This is a genomic window from Vibrio sp. 1180_3 (assembly GCF_029478545.1).
GTDB classification, from domain to species: domain Bacteria; phylum Pseudomonadota; class Gammaproteobacteria; order Enterobacterales; family Vibrionaceae; genus Vibrio; species Vibrio aestuarianus.
Window position 1 is genome coordinate 136,858 of sequence record NZ_SJFM01000002.1, and the last position, 21,994, is coordinate 158,851.

Here is a 21,994-nt window from a genome sequence, read left to right on the forward strand (position 1 = left end):
GTGGCTTTATCGATTCAGTCTCTCAATTTCTGTTGAAATTAACGAGTTCCGTATACCACGATAGTTTTACCGTGTGCAGAAATTAGGTTCTGCTCTTCTAGCATTTTCAAGATACGACCAACTGTTTCACGAGAACAGCCAACGATTTGACCGATTTCTTGACGGGTGATCTTGATTTGCATGCCATCTGGGTGAGTCATTGCGTCAGGTTGTTTCGCTAGGTTTAGTAGCGTTTGAGCAATACGGCCCGTTACGTCAAGGAACGCAAGGTCACCTACTTTTTGACTAGTCACTTGTAAACGACGTGAAATCTGAGCAGATAGGCGCATTAGAATATCTGGATTCACCTGGATAAGTTGACGGAATTTCTTAAATGAAATTTCTGCCACTTCACAAGGAGATTTAGCACGAACCCAAGCGGTACGTTCTTGGTCTTCTTCGAATAGACCAAGTTCACCGATAAAGTCACCTTGGTTTAGGTAAGAAAGGATCATCTCCTTACCTTCTTCGTCTTTAATAAGAACCGCAACAGAACCTTTAACGATGTAGTACAACGTTTCAGCTTTCTCGCCCGCGTGGATCAGCGTGCTCTTTGATGGGTACTTATGAATATGACAGTGTGAAAGAAACCACTCTAGTGTTGGGTCGGTTTGAGGTTTACCTAGAACCATAATATCTCACTTCCTCTGCAGGGTACGCTTGCTGCTTTCCATATTTTAGCTAAGCCTTTAAATTGACTTACTAGGATAAGAGCACTTTACAAGTGCTGCAAGCTAACTTGTGTTTCGGTTAAGAATAGTATCCTTTTTCGGAAACGATTTCTTGATTTTAATCGTGTCGACTACACGATAATTTAAGCAAAAATGTGCACATGATCACGGTATGAAAAGTAACCGTAAAAAGTGCAAAAATATTATCCAATTTTCCCGGTTTCAATTAATTGTTGCAGGATAGGGCGAACAATCAGCTCCATGGCAAAACTCATCTTGCCACCAGGAACAACGATGGTGTTATGGCGCGACATAAATGAACCATCAATCATGGCCAGTAAATAGGGGAAATCGACATTCTTAATGCCACGTAGCCTTATCACCACGAAGCTTTCATCCAAACTGGGGATACCCTTTGCGTTGAGCGGGTTTGAGGTATCGACTGTGGGCACGCGCTGGAAGTTAATATGGGTGCGAGAAAACTGTGGGGTAATGTAATTGAGGTAGTCGTCCATCGAGCGAACAATCGAGTCCATTACAGCTTCGCGTGAATGACCACGATCGCGCGTATCACGTACGTATTTTTGGATCCACTCTAGGTTAACAATCGGCACCATGCCAATCAAAAAATCGACATGTTGAGCCACGTTGACATCACCATCGACCACACCACCATGTAACCCTTCGTAGAACATAACATCAGAATTTTCTGGCAAATCTTGCCATGGAGTAAACGTTCCTGGCATTTGGTTATAGGGAACGGCTTCATCAAATGAATGCAGGTAACGACGAACTTGCCCTGTTCCTAGTTTGCCGTATTGGCGAAAAAACTCTTCCAGTGCGCCAAAGTCATTAGCTTGGGGACCAAAATAACTGATGTGTTTGCCTTGCTCTCGTGCTTTACGGATCTCTACGTCCATTTCTGGACGTGTGAAACGGTGGAAGCTGTCGCCTTCAACCCAAGCAGGTTTAATGCTCATCATATTGAACATTTTGCGAAATGCTTCAGAGGTTGTGGTAGTACCGGCACCGGATGAGCCCGTGACGGCTATAATCGGATGTTTTGCTGACATGACAAACCCTGTCTTTATGTAACGTACTTGTTATTTATTGTCGCAATATAGCACGGAAAGACTAGATTGCGGTGCGCTAAAACGATTTACGCACTTGAATATCGACACTTTCGTGCAATTCAGAATAGACGATGGCAACTTCACCACTTGCTAACTGCTGCTTCACTTGTTCGATTTTTTGTTGCAAAGATATCTCTTGTTCACCGTAATCTGTTCCTTCACGTAAGACAAATTCTTGAATGAGATTATCGAGTGTATCAGGAGCAATTTGTTGCCAAGGAATAATCATGACGACCTCTTAACTGTCATGTTGAAGGTTGGCAGTTATACCCTAAATAGCATTGTGATGGCAGCTATTTCATGATGGTTTACACAGGCTTTCATAATAGGCAGGTAAGGCTTGTTCCAGCCAAAAAGTTGGTTTCAATGCACTGCCTGAAATAAAGCCGACATGTCCACCTTGGTTAAATAAGCGATAGTCGATATTTTCCGGTAAAACGAATTTTGGAATCACAGCATCGGTCATGAATGGGTCGTCTTTAGCGTGAATAATTTGTAAGGGTACATGGATCTGCTTGAGTTTATGTAGTCCAGAACATTGTTGATAATAGTCATGAGCATCTTTAAAACCATGCAAGGGGGCTGTGATTAAATCATCGAATTGATACAGCTTCTTAATGCTACTGATCTGACAAGAAGAGAGGTTAAGTGCATCTTGTAAAAGGTGATGTTTTTTCAGCGCGTTACTTTTTAGCGAGGAGAGTAAATAGTCACGGTAGACTTTTGAAAATCCCTGCTCAATGCGTTGTGAACAGGCGGCGAGATCAAGCGGTGCTGAAACGATTGTTGCGGCATCGACAATAGGGTCTTCGTGATATTCAGCCAGATAATTGGCCAGCATGTTACCACCAAGCGAAATACCTACAGCGACGATAGGTCGCCCTACATGTTGTTCGCGCAAATATTGCAAAACAAAACGCGCATCTTCTATTTCGCCGGAATGATAAGCCCGCGCAAGGTGATTGGGTTTACCGCTGCAGCCGCGAAAATGCATCATTACTGACAACCAACCACTTTCGGCGAATGCATGCATTAACCCGTTAGCGTAAGGGCTATAAAAGCTTCCTTCTAGCCCATGAAACAGAACGAATAAAGGTTTGTTTTTACTTTGCTCTGAATGCCTATCTTCGCTCCACGCCAAGTCAAGAAAATCACCATCATCGGTAGGCAAGGTTTGCCACAACGGTTCAAAACGTGCTTTTTTACGCAATAAGCGTGGTATGAGCGTTTGTAAATGAGGATTTTTAAGCCCAGTGGCCGCGATAAATTGAGTCATAGGCAATGAGGTTTATGTAGGATAAAAAAGAGTATACACGAAACAAATAATTCGCTGGGTTATGCTTTTCCAGATTGTGGTACCGGTTCAGCGAATGCACGATACAGATGTTCAGCAGCCAATAAGCGGCAGTAGCGCTGTGTGAGAGGTTGGCCAGTATTATTTGCTAATGGTAATGCGTTGATGCAGTCGACTAAATCAGACTGCTGCTGTTTTTCGAGCTGTAATTCGAATTGCAGTGCTTCACGATATAGGGTGTCTGGTAGGTTAGTTTTCAGCCGGCGACGTAAGTCTCGGTAGCTATGAAGCAAGGTTTCTGATCGGCTAAGGCAGTCTTGTACGGTTTGCCAATGGTGCTCAGCGAAAGAAACTTGTTGCTCATCGAGCCATTTCAAAAGAAGCAACAAGTTTACATTACCGTGGTAGTTATTCTGCAAGTTTAAGCACGCCTCTTTCACTTCGCGCACACTGTAATATTGCAAACTGAATTGCCACAGGCGCTCTAATGTGAGAGATATTCGTACGTGCTCTTTACTCATGTTAACTACTGAATTCCTGTTCTAGCTGTTCAAGGGTTTCTTGTTCTGCCATCCATTCCATTTCGACCTCTTCAAGTGCCGACTTACTGCTCGCTTGAAGGGCGAGAACTTCTGTAAGTTTAGCCTTATTTTCAGCTTCATACAGTGAAGTGTCGGATAATTGTTCTTCAGCTTGTGCCAGCGAAGCGTTCAACTTATCCATTTTGTCTTCAAGTTGTGTCAGTTTTTTGCGAATTGGCGCGGTTTGTTTACGAAATTCCGCTTCACGGCGTTTTTGATCTTTCTTCGCTGCGGCGCTATTGCTGCTATCTTTGGCGGGCTGCTGAGATTGTGCTTCTCTTCGCTCTGCTTTTTGCTGCTCGGTTAACCATTTGTAGTAGTCTGATAAGTCACCATCAAAAGGTGCAACTTGGCGATCATGTACTAGGTACAAATCATCGGTTGTGGCGCGCAGTAAGTAGCGATCATGGCTGACGATAACCATGGCTCCTTCAAAAGTTTGCAGGGCAAAAGTCAACGCTTGGCGCATATCTAAATCTAGGTGGTTGGTTGGTTCATCAAGCAGTAATAGATTAGGCTTTTGCCATACGATCAACGCTAAAACCAAGCGCGCTTTTTCACCACCAGAGAAAGGCGCAACTTTTTCCAGTGCTTTATCACCTTGAAAGCCAAAACTGCCGAGGTAGTTACGCAACTCCAATTCATTTTTGTCTGGCGCAATTTGCATCATATGCTGCAACGGTGTTTCTTGTGGATGCAGGGTTTCCAGTTGATGCTGAGCAAAGTAGCCTATTTTTACCCCTTGCGAATAGGTGAGATCGCCACCTTGTGGTTTTAGCTCCCCTGACAGCAATTTGATCAGGGTTGATTTACCAGCACCATTGCGCCCAAGTAGCCCGATGCGACTGCCAGGTACTAGGTTGAGGCGAATTTTCTCAAGAATTAAATTATCCCCATAACCAGCATAAACCTCATCCATCATCATAATTGGGTTTGGTAGGGCTGACGGTTCTCGAAATTCGAAACTGAATGGGTTATCAAACTGTGCAGGTAGCACTTTTTCCATTCGCTCTAATGCTTTAATACGACTTTGCGCTTGACGAGCTTTCGAGGCTTTATAACGGAAGCGATCAATATAGCTTTGCATATGCGCCATTTGCTTTTGCTGCTTTTGGAACATGGCTTGTTGCAAGATCAATTTCTGCGCACGCTGATTTTCAAACGATGAATAGTTACCGGTGTATTCGTTCATGGTTTGATTTTCGATATGGATAATGCGCCCTACGATAGGATCCAAAAAGTCTCGGTCGTGGGAAATCAAAACTAATGTGCCTGGGTAGCTTTGTAACCAGCGTTCTAGCCACATTACAGCGTCTAAATCTAAGTGGTTGGTTGGTTCGTCGAGTAGCAGTAAATCAGAGCGGCACAATAGCGCTTGCGCTAAGTTTAGACGCATACGCCAGCCACCGGAAAATTGGGTTAAATCCCAGCCCATTTGCTCTTGGCTAAAACCGAGACCATCAAGTAATTCAGAGGCGCGGGCACGAATGCTATAGCCGCCAATGGTTTCAATTTTGCCGTGTAATTCGGCGACTAAAGTGCCTTTATCCGCCAGCTCTGCTTCGATGAGTTGTTTTTCTAGCGCGCGATATTCACGATCACCATCGATCACATATTCAATGGCATTACGCTCAAGAGCCGGCGTTTCCTGCGCGACCCATGCCAGTTCCCAATAAGCAGGTTTACTGAATGAGCCTGCATCAATCGATAGCTCATCTTTAAGCAGGGCAAATAATGTGGACTTACCACAGCCATTTTTTCCGACCAAGCCAACTTTATCACCGGGATGAATAGTAGCCGAAGCTTGCTCAAGCAACGGTTTTCCGCCGCGTAGTAATTGAATATCAGAGAAGGTAATCATAAAAATCTATTTTTCATATCGAAATGTTATCGCGTGGAATAGTAAGGGTGATAAGGATAAATGTCGATCATTATGCAAATTGCGTTATGATGCTTAGTAACATGTTGATAACTATCGGGGCACAGCAAAGGAATGACTGAGACAATACCCTCTTGCCACTCAACACCCAAAGTCTTGGTGATTTACGCACACCCTGAGCCGCTCAATTCGATCGCCAACCAAACCATGCTGCATGGTATCTCTTCATTGCAACACGTTACCGTGCATGATTTGTATGCAACGTATCCAGATTTTTTTATTGATGTCACAGCTGAGCAGCAACGGTTGCTTGGCCATGACGTAATTGTCTTTCAGCATCCTCTTTATATGTATTCGTGTCCTGCTTTATTAAAGGAATGGTTTGACCGTGTCTTAACCAAAGGATTTGCTTTCGGCAACAAGACAGCACTGCATGGTAAATATTGGCGCAGTGTCATTACCACTGGCGGTAAACAAGATGCGTTTGATGAGAAAGGGTACAACAAATATCCACTTGACCAGATTCTGCAACCCTTCGAGTTAACCGCAGCGTTATGCTGCATGAATTGGATGGAGCCGCTGGTGCTTTACTGGGCTCGTAATGTGAGTGATACAGAGCGCTATCAACATGCACAAGAGTACCGTAACTGGTTGCTAAACCCTTTAAGCACACAAGGAGAGTTGGATGGCAGCACTCACCAGTGATTTTTTACAAAGCAGTGTGGTATTTCTCACAGCAGCCGTTGTTGCCGTTCCTATCGCTCAAAGAGCAGGGCTAGGTTCCGTATTGGGCTATTTGTTAGCCGGTGTCGCCATTGGGCCGTGGGGCCTTGGGCTAATCAATGATGTGGAGGCGATTTTGCACTTCGCTGAATTTGGCGTAGTGCTACTGCTGTTTCTTATTGGCTTAGAGCTGAATCCTAAAAAATTATGGCAAATGCGCGGGCCAATTCTAGGGCTTGGTGGGGCGCAGGTTGTGGTTAGCACTTTGTTCATTGCTTGTATCGCGTATGCATTTGATGTGGGATGGCAAAGCAGTTTAGTGATCGGTATGGGGTTGGCACTCTCTTCTACCGCTATTGCATTGCGGGTGATTGATGAACAAGGCCTCGCGCGCAGCGAAACCGGGCAATCTGGTTTTGCAGTACTGTTATTCCAAGATATTGCCGTAATCCCGATGCTAGCGTTGTTACCTGTACTTGCCGGTAATGGTGCTGGCAGTTGGCTTGATGTGGCGTGGATGTTTGGCGGTATTGCTGGTTTGCTGGTTGGCGGCCATTTTCTGCTCAGTCCTTTATTTCGATACATTGTTGCCAGTGGTGTACGAGAGCTATTCACTGTTGCTGCGCTATTGCTGGTAATTGGTATTGCGCTGTTGATGCAGCAATTAGGGCTTTCAATGGCGTTAGGTACTTTCCTTGCGGGTGTGCTGCTCGCTGAAAGTGAGTTTCGTCATGAACTGGAAATTGCGATTGAGCCATTTAAAGGCTTGCTGCTTGGGTTGTTCTTTATTGCTGTTGGTATGGCGGTCAATCTAGGGTTGTTGGCGCTTGAACCCGTTAAAATTCTACTTGCGGTAGTGGGGTTGGTTACAGCTAAAGGATTGATTTTGTATCTGTTGGCGCGTTTGTCGGGAACTCGAGCTAAAGCGCGCAGTAAAATGGCGGCGATTCTTAGCCAAGGTGGTGAGTTTGCTTTTGTTATTTTTACGGCGGCAAGTGCTGAAGGCTTGTTGCAGTCAGATCAGTCTGCATTTTTATTGGTCGTAGTGAGTTTGTCTATGGTGACGACGCCTTTATTACTGAGCGCACAAAAACGTTGGTTTGCAAGAAAACTCAATACGACCAGTGAGGTGGAGATGACATCTGATGTGGTGAATAAAGAGCCTCGTGTCATCATCGCTGGTTTTGGACGTTTTGGGCAAATAGTTGGGCGTTTAATGTATGCCAACAAAATCAAAATTACCGTGTTAGAAAGCGATGCGAGCCAAATAAAGTTGCTGCGAAAATACGGTTATAAGGTGTTTTACGGTGATGCAACTCAGCTCGAGCTGTTACGTGCAGCTGGTGCAGATGAAGCCGAAGCGATAGTTATTTGTACTGATGCGCCTGATGAAGTGGTGAAAATCGTCGAGCTGTGCCAACAACATTTTCCCAAGTTAAAAATATTGGCGAGGGCTCGCAGCCGAGTGGAAGCCTATCAACTGCTCAGCCATGGTGTGGACAAATATTCTCGCGAAACCTTCTTGGGCGCACTGGATTTAGGGCGACAAGCTTTGATTGATTTAGGTATGCATCCTTATCAAGCCAAGCGTGCGGAAGCGCATTTTCGAAAACTTGATAGCGCTATGCTCAAAGATCTATTACCGCAACATAATGAAGATAAACAACTTGCATTACGGGCCAAAGAAGCGCGTAAAGAACTGGAAGAAATTTTCGGTCGAGAAATGGATAATGACCGGCAGTCTCGCCATTATTGGGAACAATAACTCAAAGTATTATAAGTCGTAGGATTTAACGTGAAACAGAAAAAACGCTTCATCGCTGGGGCTAGTTGCCCAAAATGCCAGTCGCAAGACACACTTCGCTGGTGGGTAGATAACAATATAGAGTTGGTGGAATGTGTTGAATGTGACTATCACGAGCAGCGCAAACCCAAGTCTGTAGAAAAAAGTGAACATGCCAAGCAAGAGATGATTGGTATTTTTAAACCAGAATAATTGAGTTTCTGTAATAGATCCCCATAATACCGTCATACTGAACGTATTCTTAGGTTAAGTCATACAACCTAGGAACCAAAATCCTTGGAGCTGTTATGAAAATTGAAAAGAACGTAGTTGTAAGCCTTGCCTACCAAGTCAAACTTGAAGACGGTATTGTTGTTGACCAATCTACTGTTGAGGCACCGCTTGACTACCTTCATGGTCACAACAACCTGATCACAGGTCTTGAAAACCAATTGGAAGGCAAAGTAGTCGGCGATAAATTCACGGCAACTATCGCTCCTGAAGATGCATACGGTGAGCACAACGATGACTTAGTTCAACGTGTGCCTGCTGAAGTATTCCAAGGTGTTGAGCAAATTGAAGTTGGCATGCGTTTCCTTGCCGATACCGACCAAGGTCCGATCCCTGTTGAAGTAACAGAAGTTGATGGCGATGAAGTAGTGGTTGACGGTAATCACATGCTGGCTGGCCAAACTCTAACCTTTGATGTTGAAGTGGTTGCGATGCGCGCAGCAACAGAAGAGGAAGTTGAACATGGTCACCTTCATCAAGAAGAAGGCGGTTGCTGTGGTGGACACGACCATGACCACGATCATGACCACGATCATGACCATGAAGGTGGTTGTTGTGGCGGCGAAGGCCATGGTCACAACCACGGTGAGAAAAAAGAAGGCTGCTGTGGTGGCGGTGGTTGCGGTTCACACTAATATTTGATCGGTTTACATCGCACTACTTTCGTTGAGAAAGCGTAAATATGCTCTAGTTAATATTTTTTGAATGTAAGGCGTTAATCGTGTTAGCGATTAGCGCTTTTTTTTCATCTATAGCTTGTCTATATTGATACTCAGTTTCGTGTTAGAACGCTTACCATCAGAAAAGGAATTATCATGTCACAACCTTTTGCTATCGCTATCCACGGTGGCGCTGGAACAATACTTCGTGAACAAATGAGTGAATCATTAAAATGCGAGATTTTAGCAACGCTTGAAGCTTCTGTTCGTGCTGGGTATCGAGTGTTAGCTGAAGGTGGTGATGCACTGGATGCGACGGTTGAAGCAGTGAAAGTGCTTGAAGACTCACCGCTGTTTAATGCGGGTAAAGGTGCCGTTTTAACCAATAAAGAGATGGTTGAAATGGATGCTTCAGTGATGCACGGTCAACATATGGATGCGGGGGCGGTTGCTGGTATTCGTCATATCAAAAACCCTATAGAGTTGGCTCGTGATGTGATGAAAGCAAGTGAACACGTATTTTTAATTGGTGATGGGGCGGAAGAGTTTGCCTTTGCCAATGGTTATCAATATATCGAACAAGACTACTTTTTTACCGAGCGGCGCTATGAACAATTGGTCGCGATGAAAGACAATGATCAATTTGCACTGTCGGAATCTAAATACCCTGACGACAAAAAATTTGGCACAGTAGGAGCCGTCGCTTTAGATAAGCAAGGTAACCTCGCTGCAGCGACAAGTACGGGGGGTATTACTAATAAGAAATTTGGCCGCGTTGGTGATTCCCCTATCATCGGTGCCGGAACAATGGCTGAAAATGGCAATGTGGCAGTTTCAACCACTGGCATGGGAGAATACTTTATCCGTAAAATGGTTGCCGGTGATGTGGCAGCGAGGATGCGTTATTTAAAAGAAGACGTTCATACCGCGTGTGAAACCATCATCCAAGGCGAGTTAAAAACGATGGGAGGCGAGGGTGGTTTGATCGCTATCGATGGGCAAGGTGATATCCATTTTGCAATGAACAGTTCAGGAATGTACCGAGCTTGTATTGATGTCAATGGTGAATTAACCGTAAAAATCTATTCAGATGAATAAGTTAGATGCCTAAATAACTGAATGATTTATAAAGTCATTTTTTATGACATTTTTATGCTTAAAAAATGACTGCAAGGAAAGTGATTCGGTGCTAGAATCCTTTTTTAACTAGCAATCAGACTTGGAAAGATGGGAAATAACGTAGTCGTTCTAGGCACCCAATGGGGTGACGAAGGTAAAGGTAAAATCGTAGACCTTTTAACTGAAGATGCAAAATATGTTGTTCGCTATCAAGGCGGCCATAATGCGGGTCACACTCTTGTAATCGACGGTGAAAAAACCGTTCTTCATTTAATTCCATCCGGCATCCTTCGCAATAAAGTGAAATGCATCATCGGTAACGGTGTTGTTCTTTCTCCAGATGCACTAATCAAAGAAATGAAGCCTTTAGAAGAGCGTGGTATTCCAGTCCGCGAACGTCTTTTCATTTCTGAAGCTTGTCCTCTAATTCTTCCTTACCACATCGCACTTGACCAAGCGCGTGAAACCGCTCGTGGTAAAAAAGCAATTGGTACGACTGGTCGTGGTATCGGCCCTGCTTATGAAGATAAAGTTGCTCGTCGCGGTCTGCGCGTTGGTGACCTATTCGACATGGCTGCATTCGCTGAAAAACTAAAAGAAGTTATGGAATACCACAACTTCGCACTAGTTAATTACTACAAGGCAGAAGCAGTAAGCTACGAAGAAGTACTTGAGCAAGCTAAAGGTTATGCTGATCTACTGACTTCGATGGTTATCGACGTTACTGACGAACTAGACGCTGCTCGTAAGCGCGGCGACAAGATCATGTTTGAAGGTGCGCAAGGTACACTTCTTGATATCGACCATGGTACTTACCCGTACGTAACGTCTTCGAACACGACGGCTGGTGGTGTTGCTGCAGGTTCTGGTTTTGGTCCTCGTCACCTAGGTTATATCCTAGGTATTGCAAAAGCATACTGCACACGTGTTGGTGCTGGTCCATTCCCAACAGAACTATACGATGGTCTAGATAAGCAAGACCCAGTTGGTAAGCATCTAGGTACGGTTGGTCACGAGTTTGGTGCAACTACTGGTCGTCTACGTCGTACTGGTTGGTTTGATGCTGTCGCTATGCGTCGTGCAATTCAAATCAACTCTGTAACTGGTTTCTGTCTAACTAAGCTAGATGTGCTAGATGGACTAGAAGAGCTAAAAATCTGTACTGGTTACCAGATGGAAGATGGCTCTGTACTAGAAGTTTCGCCAATGGCTGCTGATGCATACGAAAAAGTAACGCCAATTTACGAAACAATGCCTGGTTGGTCTGAAAATACTTTCGGTGCTAAATCAATTGATGCCCTTCCTCAAGCGGCTCTTGATTACATCAAACGTATTGAAGAACTGACTGGTGTGCCAATTGATATCATTTCAACGGGTCCTGATCGTAACGAAACCATTATCAAAGTTCACCCATTTTTAGTTTAATGGTTGATAGATAAACGTTTTTAAAACCGACTTTTAAAGTCGGTTTTTTTATGTCGGTAATGATGATATTTTGAACTCGATATGGCAGAAAATTGCCGACTAACGGCAAATTTTGTCTAAAGAGTTTGCCGTTATCGCCGATAAAGTTATCAAGCCCCGCCCTATAACGATTAGTGGCTATAATTTTAAGGCTATCGACATAAATAAAGAGTGCAGGTATGAAGCTACGAATGGTAGCAGCTTCATTGTTTTTGGCGCTGAACTCATCCTTGAGTCATGCAAATGTGGCGGAAGTGGGTGAGCCAGTCCCTATTTACACCGAAGCTGAGTTAATCAAGTTAATTGAGCAAAATAAACATTTAGAACAAGTTAAAGCTGATAACTGCCAGTTAGTGGAAGATATCGTGGCACGTGCCACTCGCATTAACCTGCCATCTTACGAATTTTTGTATGGTGATATGTTGGCGTGGGGAGTGTGTGTTGACCAAGATGTTGAGCTTGGCTTGTACTATATGGAAAATGCTGCCCACCAAGGCTTACCCGTAGCGCTAGAGCAGCTAGGGCGCTACTATTCTCGTGGAACACTTGTTCAACAAGATAAAGAACGGGCGATCCCGTACCTGCGCGAAGCAGCAGCCATGGGCAATATCAATGCGCGAATTCATTTGGCAGAATTACTGCTGCGTGATTATGGCAGCCCATTAGATTACGAAGATGCGTATCGCTGGCTATATAACTCTGTCACGGCCGATCAAAGAACTCATACCCGCATTTCAATGCTTCGCCAAGGGCTTGAGCTGCGTATGCCTGATAATATTATTGCACGCGCTAAGCGGCGCGATACATTCTGGTAGCGCTCATTCTTCTCTAATATCGCCCAACGTAATGCTTGGGCAATATTGTTTAATAATCAATACGCTGCTGTGCCTTCTTTCCTGAGTCAGTTATACTCTTGTTATCTCTTCCTTGCTTTAGCAGGTCTGCCTATGTCTGAAATTATCAATAACGATCCCTTTGCTGATCGAGAATCTAGCAATTACGAAAATCCAATCCCCAGCCGAGAATTTATTCTCGAGTTCCTGACGAAAGCTAATGTACCGATGAACCGTAACGATCTTTTTGAAGCGTTAGGTTTGTCTGGAGAAGAGCAGTACGAAGGATTACGCCGCCGTTTGCGTGCTATGGAGCGTGATGGTCAGTTGGTATTTACTCGTCGCCAATGCTACGCCTTACCTGACAAACTAGAAATGATAAAAGGTTATGTGATCGGGCATAAAGATGGACATGGCTGGATTCGTCCGGATGGCAGCACTGGTAAAGATAACGACATTCTGTTGCCCCACCACCAGATGCGCACCATCATCCACGGCGATTATGTATTGGTTCAGCCAACGGGTACTGACAAGCGTGGTAGAAAAGAAGGGCGTTTGGTTCGCGTGTTGGAAGAACGTAAATCTCAGCTTGTAGGACGTTTTTTCCTAGAGCACGGTTATGCGTATGTAGTTCCTGATGATTCTCGCATCACACAAGATATTCTTATTCCCAATGAGCACAGAGGCGGAGCTCGTATGGGGAATGTTGTTGTGATGGAGATTACTGACCGCGGTGCACGTACACGTGGAATGACAGGTAAAGTGGTTGAAGTGTTAGGCGAAAATATGGCACCTGGTATGGAAACGCAAATTGCGATCCGCACCCACCAAATTCCACACGAATGGCCTACCGAAGTATTGAAGCAAGTAGAGCACCTTGGTGAAGAAGTACCAGAAAAAGCCAAACAAGGTCGGGTTGATGTCCGTCAATTACCGCTAGTGACAATTGATGGCGAAGATGCGCGTGACTTTGATGACGCCGTATATTGTGAAGCGAAAAAAGGCGGTGGATGGCGTTTATGGGTGGCCATTGCAGATGTCAGTTATTATGTACGCCCAGATACAGCGTTAGATAAAGAAGCAATCAACCGTGGTAACTCAGTTTATTTCCCATCACAAGTCGTCCCAATGTTGCCTGAAGTGCTATCTAATGGTCTGTGTTCATTGAATCCACAAGTAGACCGCTTATGTATGGTGTGTGAAATGACCATCTCTGCAAGTGGTAAAATTTCCGGCTATAAACATTATGAAGCGGTGATGAACTCTCATGCTCGCCTGACTTACAACAAAGTGAGTGCGATTTTAGAGGGGGATGAAGAACTTCGTGAACGCTACCAACCTCTCATTCCGCATCTTGAAGAGCTACACACTATGTATAAAGTGTTGAAGCAGGCTCGCGATGAACGAGGTGGTATTGAATTTGAAACGGTTGAAACGAAATTCATCTTCAACGCGGAGCGTAAAATTGAAAGCATCGAACCGGTTATCCGTAACGATGCTCATAAGATCATTGAAGAATGTATGATCTTAGCCAATATTGCTTCTGCGACTTTGGTTGAAAAAGCCAAAGAGCCTGCGTTGTACCGTATTCATGAATCCCCAGGAGAAGAGCGTTTGATGGGGTTCCGTGATTTCTTAGGTGAGTTGGGCCTTAGCCTTGAGGGTGGGTTGACTCCATCTCCAACCGATTATGCCAATTTAATGAAACAGATTGGTGAGCGGCAAGATAAAGAACTTATCCAAACCATGCTTCTTCGCTCAATGAAGCAAGCGGTCTATAATGCTGATAACTGTGGTCACTTTGGTTTAGCGTTAAAACGTTATGCACACTTTACGTCACCAATTCGCCGTTACCCTGATCTATTGCTGCACCGAGCGATTAAATATCTAATTGCGAAAGAATCGGGCACTCATACCGATCGCTGGACACCAACTGGTGGTTTCCATTATTCATTTGATGATATGGATTATTATGGTGAGCAATGTTCTACGACCGAACGTCGTGCCGATGATGCGACCCGCGAAGTCTCTGATTGGCTAAAATGCGAATACATGCAAGACCATGTGGGTGAAGAACTTGATGGGGTAATTGCTAATGTAACTGGCTTTGGTTTCTTTGTGCGTTTGACTGAACTGCATATTGATGGTTTGGTTCATATTTCAAGTTTAGCGAATGACTACTATCAATTTGACCCGATGGGACAACGATTAATCGGTGAAAGCTTCGGTAATATCTACCGTTTAGGCGATGCTGTTAAAGTGAAAGTGTTGTCGGTGAACCTTGATGATCGTCAAATCGACTTTGAATTAGTTGGAACTAGCCGTAAGCTACGCGGTGAAGGTAAAACGGCGAAGAAACGGGCAACAGAAGCACGTGAAAAGGCTAGAGGCAAAAAAGCAGCCTCAACCAAAGGCGCAAAAGCGGTTCCATTAGTCGAGCCAACCAAGCGCCCTGATGACAAAGTAAGCCCAAGCAACAAGCCAAAGCGCAAGAAGGCAAAAACAGATAAAGCGCGTAAAGATAAACCACGAGCCAAAACGACCAAGACTCGCGCCAAAAAATAATGATTGATAGGTAGACCATGAGTAACGAATTTATTTACGGGATTCACGCCGTAAGTGCAGTGCTGGAAAATGATCCAGCACGTCTAATTGAAGCGTTTGTGCTGAAAGGGCGTCAAGATGACCGCCTCCTTCCTTTGCTCAATGAATTGCAACATTGCGGTGTTTCTATTCAGCAAATGGGACGCAAAGCGTTAGATGACAAAGCACATGGAGCAAACCATCAAGGATTGATCGCTCGAGTAAAACCAGCGAAACAGTTGAATGAACATGATCTGGATGAAATTCTTTCCAAACATGAGCAACCATTGATCTTAGTGCTAGATGGCGTGACTGACCCACATAACCTTGGTGCCTGTTTGCGAAATGCTGACGCTGCAGGTGTGGCTGCGGTTATTGTGCCAAAAGATAGGTCAGCCCCAATGACTGCGACAGTCAGTAAAGTCGCGTGTGGGGCAGCAGAAACCGTACCACTAGTACGCGTGACAAACTTAGCGAGAACCATGCGAGCCTTGCAAGAACAAGGGGTTTGGTTTGTGGGGACTGCTGGTGAAGCCACGCATGATATTTATCAGGCAAAGCTTACTGGTCCGCTAGCTATCGTTATGGGGGCGGAAGGAGATGGCATGCGTCGTTTAACCCGTGAAACCTGTGATGATTTGATTAAAATCCCAATGTCGGGCAGTGTTTCAAGCTTAAATGTTTCGGTGGCTTCAGGTATTTGTCTATTTGAAGCTGTCAGACAGAGACAAACCGCATAACCTTACCCATAGTATCGGTAAGAAGGCATCGACTGTGGTGCCTTTTTATTGGTCAAAAAATAATCACGGATAATTTTCACACAGTACTTGCATGTGAAACTGTGATCTGTATAATGCACCGCACTGGTTAAATCCGGTTGTGAACCAATGAGCAGTGAGGAGTAAACTGACCTAGCTGTTAGTTTAGTAACGTATACTCAGCTTATGTTCGCAGTTAATACAATTAGCTCCTGTTGCGTTATCGTAATGGAATAAAGTTAATAGAAAATTAGCTGACAATGTGCCTAATTTTGGCACTACGGTTTCACATAAATCAATCGGCATTCTCTCGTTTTAACGAGTTTGAGTGGCGATATTGTTTGTGTAATTTTTAATTATTGGAGCTCTGTCTCATGCAGAACCAACGTATCCGTATCCGCCTAAAAGCTTTCGATTACAAACTAATCGATGCTTCTACAGCGGAAATCGTTGAAACAGCAAAACGTACCGGCGCACAGGTTCGTGGTCCTATTCCACTACCTACTCGTAAAGAGCGTTTCACTGTTCTTATCTCTCCACACGTCAACAAAGATGCTCGTGACCAGTACGAAATCCGTACTCACAAACGTCTAATCGACATCGTTGAGCCAACAGATAAAACTGTTGACGCATTGATGCGTCTAGATCTAGCTGCTGGCGTTGATGTACAAATCAGCCTAGGTTAAGGGAGATTAGAATAATGATTGGTCTAGTCGGACGTAAAGTGGGTATGACCCGCGTATTTACTGAAGAAGGCGTTTCTATCCCAGTAACTGTTGTTGAGGTTGAAGCGAACCGTATTTCTCAAGTTAAAACTCTTGAGACAGACGGCTACGCAGCAATCCAGATCACTACTGGTGCTAAGAAAGCTAACCGTGTAACTAAACCTGAAGCTGGTCACTTTGCGAAAGCTGGTGTTGAAGCAGGTCGCGGTCTTTGGGAATTCCGTTTAGAAAACGGTGAAGAGTTTGAAGTGGGCGCTGAGCTAACTGTAGAACTTTTCAATGAAGTTAAAAAAGTAGACGTTACTGGTACATCTAAGGGTAAAGGCTTCCAAGGTGCTGTTAAGCGCTGGAACTTCCGTACTCAAGATATGACTCACGGTAACTCTTTGTCTCACCGTGCACCGGGTTCAATTGGCCAATGTCAAACTCCAGGTCGCGTGTTTAAAGGCAAGAAAATGGCGGGTCACATGGGTGCTGAGCGTGTAACGACTCAAAACCTAGAGATCGTACGTGTTGACGCTGAGCGTAATCTGCTTCTTATTAAAGGTGCAGTACCAGGCTCAACAGGCGCTAACGTGATCGTCAAACCAGCTGTTAAAGCATAACGTCTAGGAGTAAGTAATGGAATTGATGGTTAAAGGTGCTAACGCACTAACTGTTTCCGAAACTACTTTCGGACGTGAGTTCAACGAAGCCCTTGTACACCAAGTAGTTGTTGCGTATGCAGCAGGTGCTCGTCAAGGTACTCGTGCTCAAAAGACACGTTCAGAAGTTTCTGGCGGTGGCGCTAAGCCATGGCGTCAAAAAGGTACTGGCCGTGCACGTGCTGGTACTATTCGTAGCCCAATCTGGCGTACAGGTGGTGTTACTTTTGCTGCGAAACCACAAGATCACAGCCAAAAAGTAAACAAAAAAATGTACCGTGGTGCTATGAAGAGCATTCTTTCTGAGCTAGTTCGTCAAGAGCGTCTAATCGTTGTTGATAACTTCTCAGTAGAAGCACCAAAAACTAAAGAGCTAGTAGCTAAGCTTCAAGAGCTTGAGCTTAACGATGTACTTATCGTTACTGGCGAAGTAGACGAGAATCTATTCTTAGCTGCTCGTAACCTATACAAAGTTGACGCACGTGACGTAGCGGGTCTTGACCCAGTAAGCCTAATCGCGTTTGACAAGGTTCTAATGACTGCAGAAGCAGTTAAGCAAGTTGAGGAGATGCTGGCATGATCAGTGAAGAGCGTCTACTAAAAGTTCTACGTGCACCGCACATCTCTGAAAAAGCAACGATGACTGCTGAGAAAGCGAACACTATCGTTTTCAAAGTATCAAAAGATGCTACTAAAAAAGAGATCAAAGCAGCTGTAGAAAAGCTATTTGAAGTTGAAGTTAAGTCTGTAAATACTCTTATCATTAAGGGTAAGACCAAACGTCAAGGTCTACGCCAAGGTCGCCGCAGCGACGTTAAGAAAGCGTATGTGACTTTGAAAGAAGGTCAAGATCTTGACTTTGTTGGCGGCGCGGAATAACAGGAGTAGTTGAATAATGGCTATTGTTAAATGTAAGCCGACTTCCCCTGGTCGTCGTCACGTTGTTAAAGTTGTTAACGCTGACCTACACAAGGGCAAGCCGTACGCACCTCTTTTAGAGAAAAACTCTAAAAATGGTGGTCGTAACAACAACGGTCGTATCACAGTACGTCACATCGGTGGTGGTCACAAGCAACACTACCGTTTGATCGATTTCAAACGTACTAAAGATGGCATCCCAGCGAAAGTTGAGCGCCTAGAATACGATCCAAACCGTAGCGCAAATATCGCTCTAGTTCTGTACGCAGACGGTGAGCGTCGTTACATCATTGCACCTAAAGGTGTTCAAGCCGGTGACCAGATCCAATCTGGTGTTGATGCGCCAATTAAAGCAGGTAACACTCTGCCAATGCGCAACATCCCAGTAGGTTCTACTATTCACTGTGTTGAACTTAAACCTGGTAAAGGTGCACAGCTAGCTCGTTCGGCTGGTGCTTATGCTCAACTTGTCGCTCGCGACGGTGCATACGTAACTATCCGTCTACGTTCTGGCGAAATGCGCAAAGTACTTTCTGAAGGCCGTGCAACAATCGGTGAAGTTGGTAACTCTGAGCATATGCTACGTGAACTTGGTAAAGCTGGTGCTTCACGCTGGCGCGGCGTACGTCCAACCGTACGTGGTGTAGTAATGAACCCGGTGGATCACCCACACGGTGGTGGTGAAGGCCGCACATCTGGTGGTCGTCACCCAGTTTCTCCTTGGGGCATGCCTACTAAGGGCTTCAAGACTCGTAAGAACAAACGCACCGACAAGTACATCGTACGTCGTCGTAATAAGTAATCTATATAAGAGGATAAGCCATGCCACGTTCTCTCAAGAAAGGTCCATTTATTGACCTACACTTGCTGAAGAAGGTAGAGAAAGCGGTGGAAAGCGGAGACAAAAAGCCTATTAAGACTTGGTCCCGTCGTTCAATGATCATTCCATCAATGATTGGTTTGACCATCGCTGTCCATAATGGTCGTCAGCACGTACCAGTATTTGTAACTGATGAAATGATCGGTCACAAACTGGGCGAATTCGCACCAACTCGTACTTACCGTGGTCACGCTGCGGATAAGAAAGCTAAGAAGCGCTAAGGAGTAAATAATGGAAGCTATTGCTAAACATAACTTTGCTCGCATTTCGCCTCAGAAAGCTCGCTTAGTTGCAGATCTAATCCGTGGTAAGTCTGTGGATCAAGCTCTAGAAATTCTAACGTTCAGCAACAAAAAAGCTGCTGTACTAGTGAAGAAAGTTCTAGAGTCAGCTATCGCTAACGCAGAACACAACGAAGGTGCAGATATCGACGATCTTAATGTCGCTAAAATCTTCGTAGATGAGGGCCCTACCATGAAGCGTATTATGCCTCGTGCTAAAGGTCGTGCGGATCGTATCTTGAAGCGTTCAAGCCACATCACTGTTGTTGTAGCAGACGCTTGAGACTAGGAGAGTAAGCAATGGGTCAGAAAGTACATCCTAATGGTATTCGTCTTGGCATCGTTAAGCCTTGGAATGCTACATGGTTTGCTAACACCAAAGATTTCGCTGACAACCTAGACGGCGACTTCAAGGTACGTCAGTTCCTAACGAAGGAACTTTCAAAAGCGTCTCTATCACGCATCGTTATCGAGCGTCCTGCTAAGAGCATTCGTGTGACTATTCACACTGCTCGTCCAGGCGTTGTTATCGGTAAGAAAGGTGAAGACGTTGAGAAGCTACGCACTGCTGTAGCTAAAATCGCAGGTGTACCAGCGCAAATTAATATCGCTGAAGTACGTAAGCCTGAGCTAGACGGTCAATTAGTGGCTGATAGCATCGCGTCTCAACTAGAGCGTCGCGTTATGTTCCGTCGTGCTATGAAGCGCGCAGTACAAAACGCTATGCGTCTAGGCGCTAAAGGTATCAAAGTGGAAGTAAGCGGTCGTCTAGGCGGCGCTGAAATTGCACGTTCAGAGTGGTATCGTGAAGGCCGTGTGCCTCTACACACTCTACGTGCTGACATTGATTACGCAACTTCTTCGGCTCACACTCAATACGGTGTGATCGGCGTTAAAGTTTGGATCTTCAAGGGCGAAATCCTTGGTGGTATGCCAGCTGCAAACGCTGTTGAGCCAAAGGCTGACAAGCCTAAGAAGCAGCGTAAAGGCCGTAAGTAAGGAGTCGACTGATGCTACAACCTAAACGCACTAAGTTCCGTAAGGTTCATACTGGTCGCAACCGCGGTCTAGCTAAAGGTACTGACGTAAGCTTCGGTACATTTGGTCTTAAAGCCGTTGGACGTGGTCGTCTAACTGCTCGTCAGATCGAAGCGGCACGTCGTGCAATGACACGTCACGTTAAGCGTCAAGGTAAAATCTGGATCCGTGTGTTCCCAGATAAGCCAATCACAGAAAAACCACTAGAAGTTCGTCAAGGTAAGGGTAAAGGTAACGTTGAGTACTGGGTAGCCCAAATCCAACCTGGTAAGGTTATGTACGAAATGGACGGTGTACCTGAAGAATTGGCACGTGAAGCGTTCCGCCTAGCGGCTCGCAAACTGCCATTCAAAACTACATTCGTAATTAAACAGGTGATGTGATGAAAGCACTAGATCTACGCGCAAAAAGCGCTGAAGAGCTTAACGCTGAGCTATTGAATTTGCTACGTGAACAGTTCAACTTGCGCATGCAAGCTGCAACTGGTCAACTACAGCAAACTCATACTTTGAAAGCTGTACGCCGTGATATCGCACGTGTGAAAACTGTTTTGACTGAGAAGGCAGGCGAATAATGAGCGACAAATCTCGTACTCAACTAGGTCGTGTTGTTAGCGACAAGATGGATAAGTCTATCGTTGTTGCTATCGAGCGCATGGTGAAACACCCAATTTACGGTAAATTCGTAAAGCGCACGACTAAAGTACACGCACATGACGAAAACAACGAGTGTGGCCTAGGCGATACTGTTGAAATTCGTGAGTGTCGTCCATTGTCTAAGACTAAATCTTGGACTTTGGTTAAAGTCGTAGAAAAAGCGAAGATGTAATCATCGTAATACTATGATTTTAAACGGCTCCAAAGTTTTTTTGGAGCCGTTTATTTTTTGTCTACCCAATTGAAAAAAAGGGTGGTACAATTCGCGTCCCTTTTAAAGAGGCAGCCCGACCCGAGAGGGTCTAGTTTTAATATTTAGCGGAGCACTAACAATGATCCAAATGCAAAGTACACTTGATGCAGCTGATAACTCAGGCGCGCGCAAGGTAATGTGTATTAAGGTTCTGGGTGGCTCTCACCGCCGTTACGCACATATCGGTGACATCATCAAAGTTACAGTGAAGGAAGCAATTCCTCGCGGTAAAGTTAAAAAAGGTGATGTACTGAAGGCGGTGGTAGTTCGCACCCGTAAAGGCGTACGTCGTCCAGACGGTTCTGTCATTCGCTTCGACCGTAATGCTTGCGTATTGTTGAACAACACGTCAGAGCAACCTATCGGTACACGTATCTTTGGTCCAGTGACTCGTGAACTTCGTAATGCGAAATTCATGAAAATCGTGTCACTAGCACCTGAAGTTCTGTAAGGAGCGGCACACATGGCAGCTAAAATCCGTCGTAACGACGAAGTAATCGTTCTTGCTGGTAAAGATAAAGGCAAGAAAGGTAAAGTAACTAAGGTTCTCGTAACTGGTAAAGTTATCGTAGAAGGTATCAACCTTGTTAAGAAACACCAAAAGCCGGTTCCGGCTCTAGGTCAACAAGGTGGCATCGTTGAACAAGAAGCAGCTATTGATGCTTCTAACGTTGCAATCTTCAATGAAGCAACTGGTAAAGCGGACCGTATCGGTTTCCGTTTTGAAGAAGGCAAAAAAGTGCGTTTCTTCAAGTCTAACGGTGAAACAATTAAGTAATTTGGAGTTCT

Annotated in this window: 28 protein-coding genes; 22 read left to right on the plus strand and 6 right to left on the minus strand. The window is 44.8% G+C overall.

All coding sequences use genetic code 11. The annotated features are described in order from the left end of the window. Positions 1-38: 38 nt before the first annotated feature. From crp to EYW48_RS02225, 6 genes are all read right to left on the minus strand, one after another. Positions 39-671, minus strand: coding sequence for a cAMP-activated global transcriptional regulator CRP (crp, locus tag EYW48_RS02200; RefSeq protein ID WP_010318741.1), 633 nt, complete (start codon positions 669-671; stop codon positions 39-41). Between the two features lie 242 nt (positions 672-913). Then, positions 914-1,783: a phosphoribulokinase gene (locus EYW48_RS02205; protein WP_053309541.1), complete on the minus strand. Its 870-nt coding sequence runs from the start codon at positions 1,781-1,783 to the stop codon at positions 914-916. Positions 1,784-1,859: 76 nt separating this feature from the next. After that, complete coding sequence (locus tag EYW48_RS02210; protein ID WP_053309540.1) at positions 1,860-2,072, minus strand: YheU family protein; 213 nt, start codon at positions 2,070-2,072, stop codon at positions 1,860-1,862. 69 nt (positions 2,073-2,141) lie between these two features. After that, positions 2,142-3,119, minus strand: a complete 978-nt coding sequence (locus tag EYW48_RS02215) for a hydrolase (RefSeq protein WP_171979786.1) — start codon at positions 3,117-3,119, stop codon at positions 2,142-2,144. 59 nt (positions 3,120-3,178) lie between these two features. Next, complete coding sequence (locus tag EYW48_RS02220) at positions 3,179-3,658, minus strand: TIGR02444 family protein (protein ID WP_277431817.1); 480 nt, start codon at positions 3,656-3,658, stop codon at positions 3,179-3,181. 1 nt (position 3,659) lies between these two features. After that, the gene (locus EYW48_RS02225) at positions 3,660-5,579 is read right to left on the minus strand and encodes an ABC transporter ATP-binding protein (protein ID WP_277431818.1); all 1,920 of its coding nucleotides are present in this window, start codon (positions 5,577-5,579) and stop codon (positions 3,660-3,662) included. A gap of 132 nt (positions 5,580-5,711) precedes the next feature. On the opposite strand from EYW48_RS02225, the gene kefG reads away from it, so the two are divergent. The 22 genes from kefG to rplX all read left to right on the plus strand — a co-directional run bounded on the left by kefG (position 5,712) and on the right by rplX (position 21,983). Continuing rightward, positions 5,712-6,302: a glutathione-regulated potassium-efflux system ancillary protein KefG gene (gene kefG / locus EYW48_RS02230; protein ID WP_171979789.1), complete on the plus strand. Its 591-nt coding sequence runs from the start codon at positions 5,712-5,714 to the stop codon at positions 6,300-6,302. Next, a complete protein-coding gene (kefB, locus tag EYW48_RS02235) occupies positions 6,283-8,085 on the plus strand; it encodes a glutathione-regulated potassium-efflux system protein KefB (protein WP_176312871.1) in 1,803 nt (600 codons plus the stop codon). Before kefG ends, kefB begins: the two co-directional genes overlap by 20 nt. Positions 8,086-8,115: 30 nt before the next feature. Then, positions 8,116-8,316, plus strand: coding sequence for a YheV family putative zinc ribbon protein (locus EYW48_RS02240; RefSeq protein WP_053309534.1), 201 nt, complete (start codon positions 8,116-8,118; stop codon positions 8,314-8,316). A 95-nt stretch (positions 8,317-8,411) separates the two neighbouring features. Continuing rightward, on the plus strand, positions 8,412-9,029 hold the full coding sequence (slyD, locus tag EYW48_RS02245) for a peptidylprolyl isomerase (protein ID WP_277431819.1): 618 nt from the start codon (positions 8,412-8,414) through the stop codon (positions 9,027-9,029). 180 nt (positions 9,030-9,209) lie between these two features. Next, positions 9,210-10,151, plus strand: a complete 942-nt coding sequence (locus EYW48_RS02250) for an isoaspartyl peptidase/L-asparaginase (RefSeq protein WP_274671445.1) — start codon at positions 9,210-9,212, stop codon at positions 10,149-10,151. Between the two features lie 129 nt (positions 10,152-10,280). After that, complete coding sequence (locus tag EYW48_RS02255) at positions 10,281-11,597, plus strand: adenylosuccinate synthase (protein ID WP_277431820.1); 1,317 nt, start codon at positions 10,281-10,283, stop codon at positions 11,595-11,597. Between the two features lie 218 nt (positions 11,598-11,815). Beyond that, on the plus strand, positions 11,816-12,451 hold the full coding sequence (locus EYW48_RS02260; protein WP_053309530.1) for a tetratricopeptide repeat protein: 636 nt from the start codon (positions 11,816-11,818) through the stop codon (positions 12,449-12,451). Positions 12,452-12,583: 132 nt separating this feature from the next. Beyond that, positions 12,584-15,034, plus strand: coding sequence for a ribonuclease R (gene rnr / locus EYW48_RS02265; RefSeq protein WP_053309529.1), 2,451 nt, complete (start codon positions 12,584-12,586; stop codon positions 15,032-15,034). A gap of 17 nt (positions 15,035-15,051) precedes the next feature. Beyond that, positions 15,052-15,792, plus strand: a complete 741-nt coding sequence (gene rlmB / locus EYW48_RS02270) for a 23S rRNA (guanosine(2251)-2'-O)-methyltransferase RlmB (RefSeq protein WP_053309528.1) — start codon at positions 15,052-15,054, stop codon at positions 15,790-15,792. Positions 15,793-16,184: 392 nt separating this feature from the next. After that, a complete protein-coding gene (gene rpsJ, locus EYW48_RS02275; protein WP_001181007.1) occupies positions 16,185-16,496 on the plus strand; it encodes a 30S ribosomal protein S10 in 312 nt (103 codons plus the stop codon). Between the two features lie 14 nt (positions 16,497-16,510). Beyond that, positions 16,511-17,140 carry a 50S ribosomal protein L3 gene (gene rplC, locus EYW48_RS02280; RefSeq protein ID WP_053309527.1) on the plus strand — a complete coding sequence of 210 codons (630 nt, stop codon included), beginning with the start codon at positions 16,511-16,513 and terminating at the stop codon, positions 17,138-17,140. Positions 17,141-17,156: 16 nt separating this feature from the next. Further along, positions 17,157-17,759, plus strand: a complete 603-nt coding sequence (gene rplD / locus EYW48_RS02285) for a 50S ribosomal protein L4 (protein WP_053309526.1) — start codon at positions 17,157-17,159, stop codon at positions 17,757-17,759. Continuing rightward, positions 17,756-18,058: a 50S ribosomal protein L23 gene (gene rplW, locus EYW48_RS02290; RefSeq protein ID WP_277431821.1), complete on the plus strand. Its 303-nt coding sequence runs from the start codon at positions 17,756-17,758 to the stop codon at positions 18,056-18,058. Before rplD ends, rplW begins: the two co-directional genes overlap by 4 nt. A gap of 16 nt (positions 18,059-18,074) precedes the next feature. Next, entirely contained in the window at positions 18,075-18,899 is an 825-nt protein-coding gene (rplB, locus tag EYW48_RS02295) for a 50S ribosomal protein L2 (protein ID WP_053309524.1), read from the plus strand. A 20-nt stretch (positions 18,900-18,919) separates the two neighbouring features. Beyond that, the gene (gene rpsS / locus EYW48_RS02300) at positions 18,920-19,198 is read left to right on the plus strand and encodes a 30S ribosomal protein S19 (RefSeq protein WP_010318762.1); all 279 of its coding nucleotides are present in this window, start codon (positions 18,920-18,922) and stop codon (positions 19,196-19,198) included. 10 nt (positions 19,199-19,208) lie between these two features. After that, positions 19,209-19,541, plus strand: a complete 333-nt coding sequence (gene rplV / locus EYW48_RS02305) for a 50S ribosomal protein L22 (RefSeq protein WP_053309522.1) — start codon at positions 19,209-19,211, stop codon at positions 19,539-19,541. Between the two features lie 17 nt (positions 19,542-19,558). Beyond that, positions 19,559-20,257, plus strand: coding sequence for a 30S ribosomal protein S3 (rpsC, locus tag EYW48_RS02310; RefSeq protein WP_053309521.1), 699 nt, complete (start codon positions 19,559-19,561; stop codon positions 20,255-20,257). Positions 20,258-20,268: 11 nt separating this feature from the next. Then, positions 20,269-20,679, plus strand: coding sequence for a 50S ribosomal protein L16 (gene rplP / locus EYW48_RS02315; RefSeq protein ID WP_010318765.1), 411 nt, complete (start codon positions 20,269-20,271; stop codon positions 20,677-20,679). After that, positions 20,679-20,870, plus strand: a complete 192-nt coding sequence (gene rpmC / locus EYW48_RS02320; RefSeq protein ID WP_010318766.1) for a 50S ribosomal protein L29 — start codon at positions 20,679-20,681, stop codon at positions 20,868-20,870. Before rplP ends, rpmC begins: the two co-directional genes overlap by 1 nt. Further along, the gene (gene rpsQ / locus EYW48_RS02325; protein WP_053309520.1) at positions 20,870-21,124 is read left to right on the plus strand and encodes a 30S ribosomal protein S17; all 255 of its coding nucleotides are present in this window, start codon (positions 20,870-20,872) and stop codon (positions 21,122-21,124) included. Before rpmC ends, rpsQ begins: the two co-directional genes overlap by 1 nt. A 160-nt stretch (positions 21,125-21,284) precedes the next feature. Further along, on the plus strand, positions 21,285-21,656 hold the full coding sequence (rplN, locus tag EYW48_RS02330) for a 50S ribosomal protein L14 (protein WP_053309519.1): 372 nt from the start codon (positions 21,285-21,287) through the stop codon (positions 21,654-21,656). Positions 21,657-21,668: 12 nt separating this feature from the next. Beyond that, positions 21,669-21,983: a 50S ribosomal protein L24 gene (gene rplX / locus EYW48_RS02335; RefSeq protein WP_053309518.1), complete on the plus strand. Its 315-nt coding sequence runs from the start codon at positions 21,669-21,671 to the stop codon at positions 21,981-21,983. Positions 21,984-21,994: the final 11 nt, after the last annotated feature.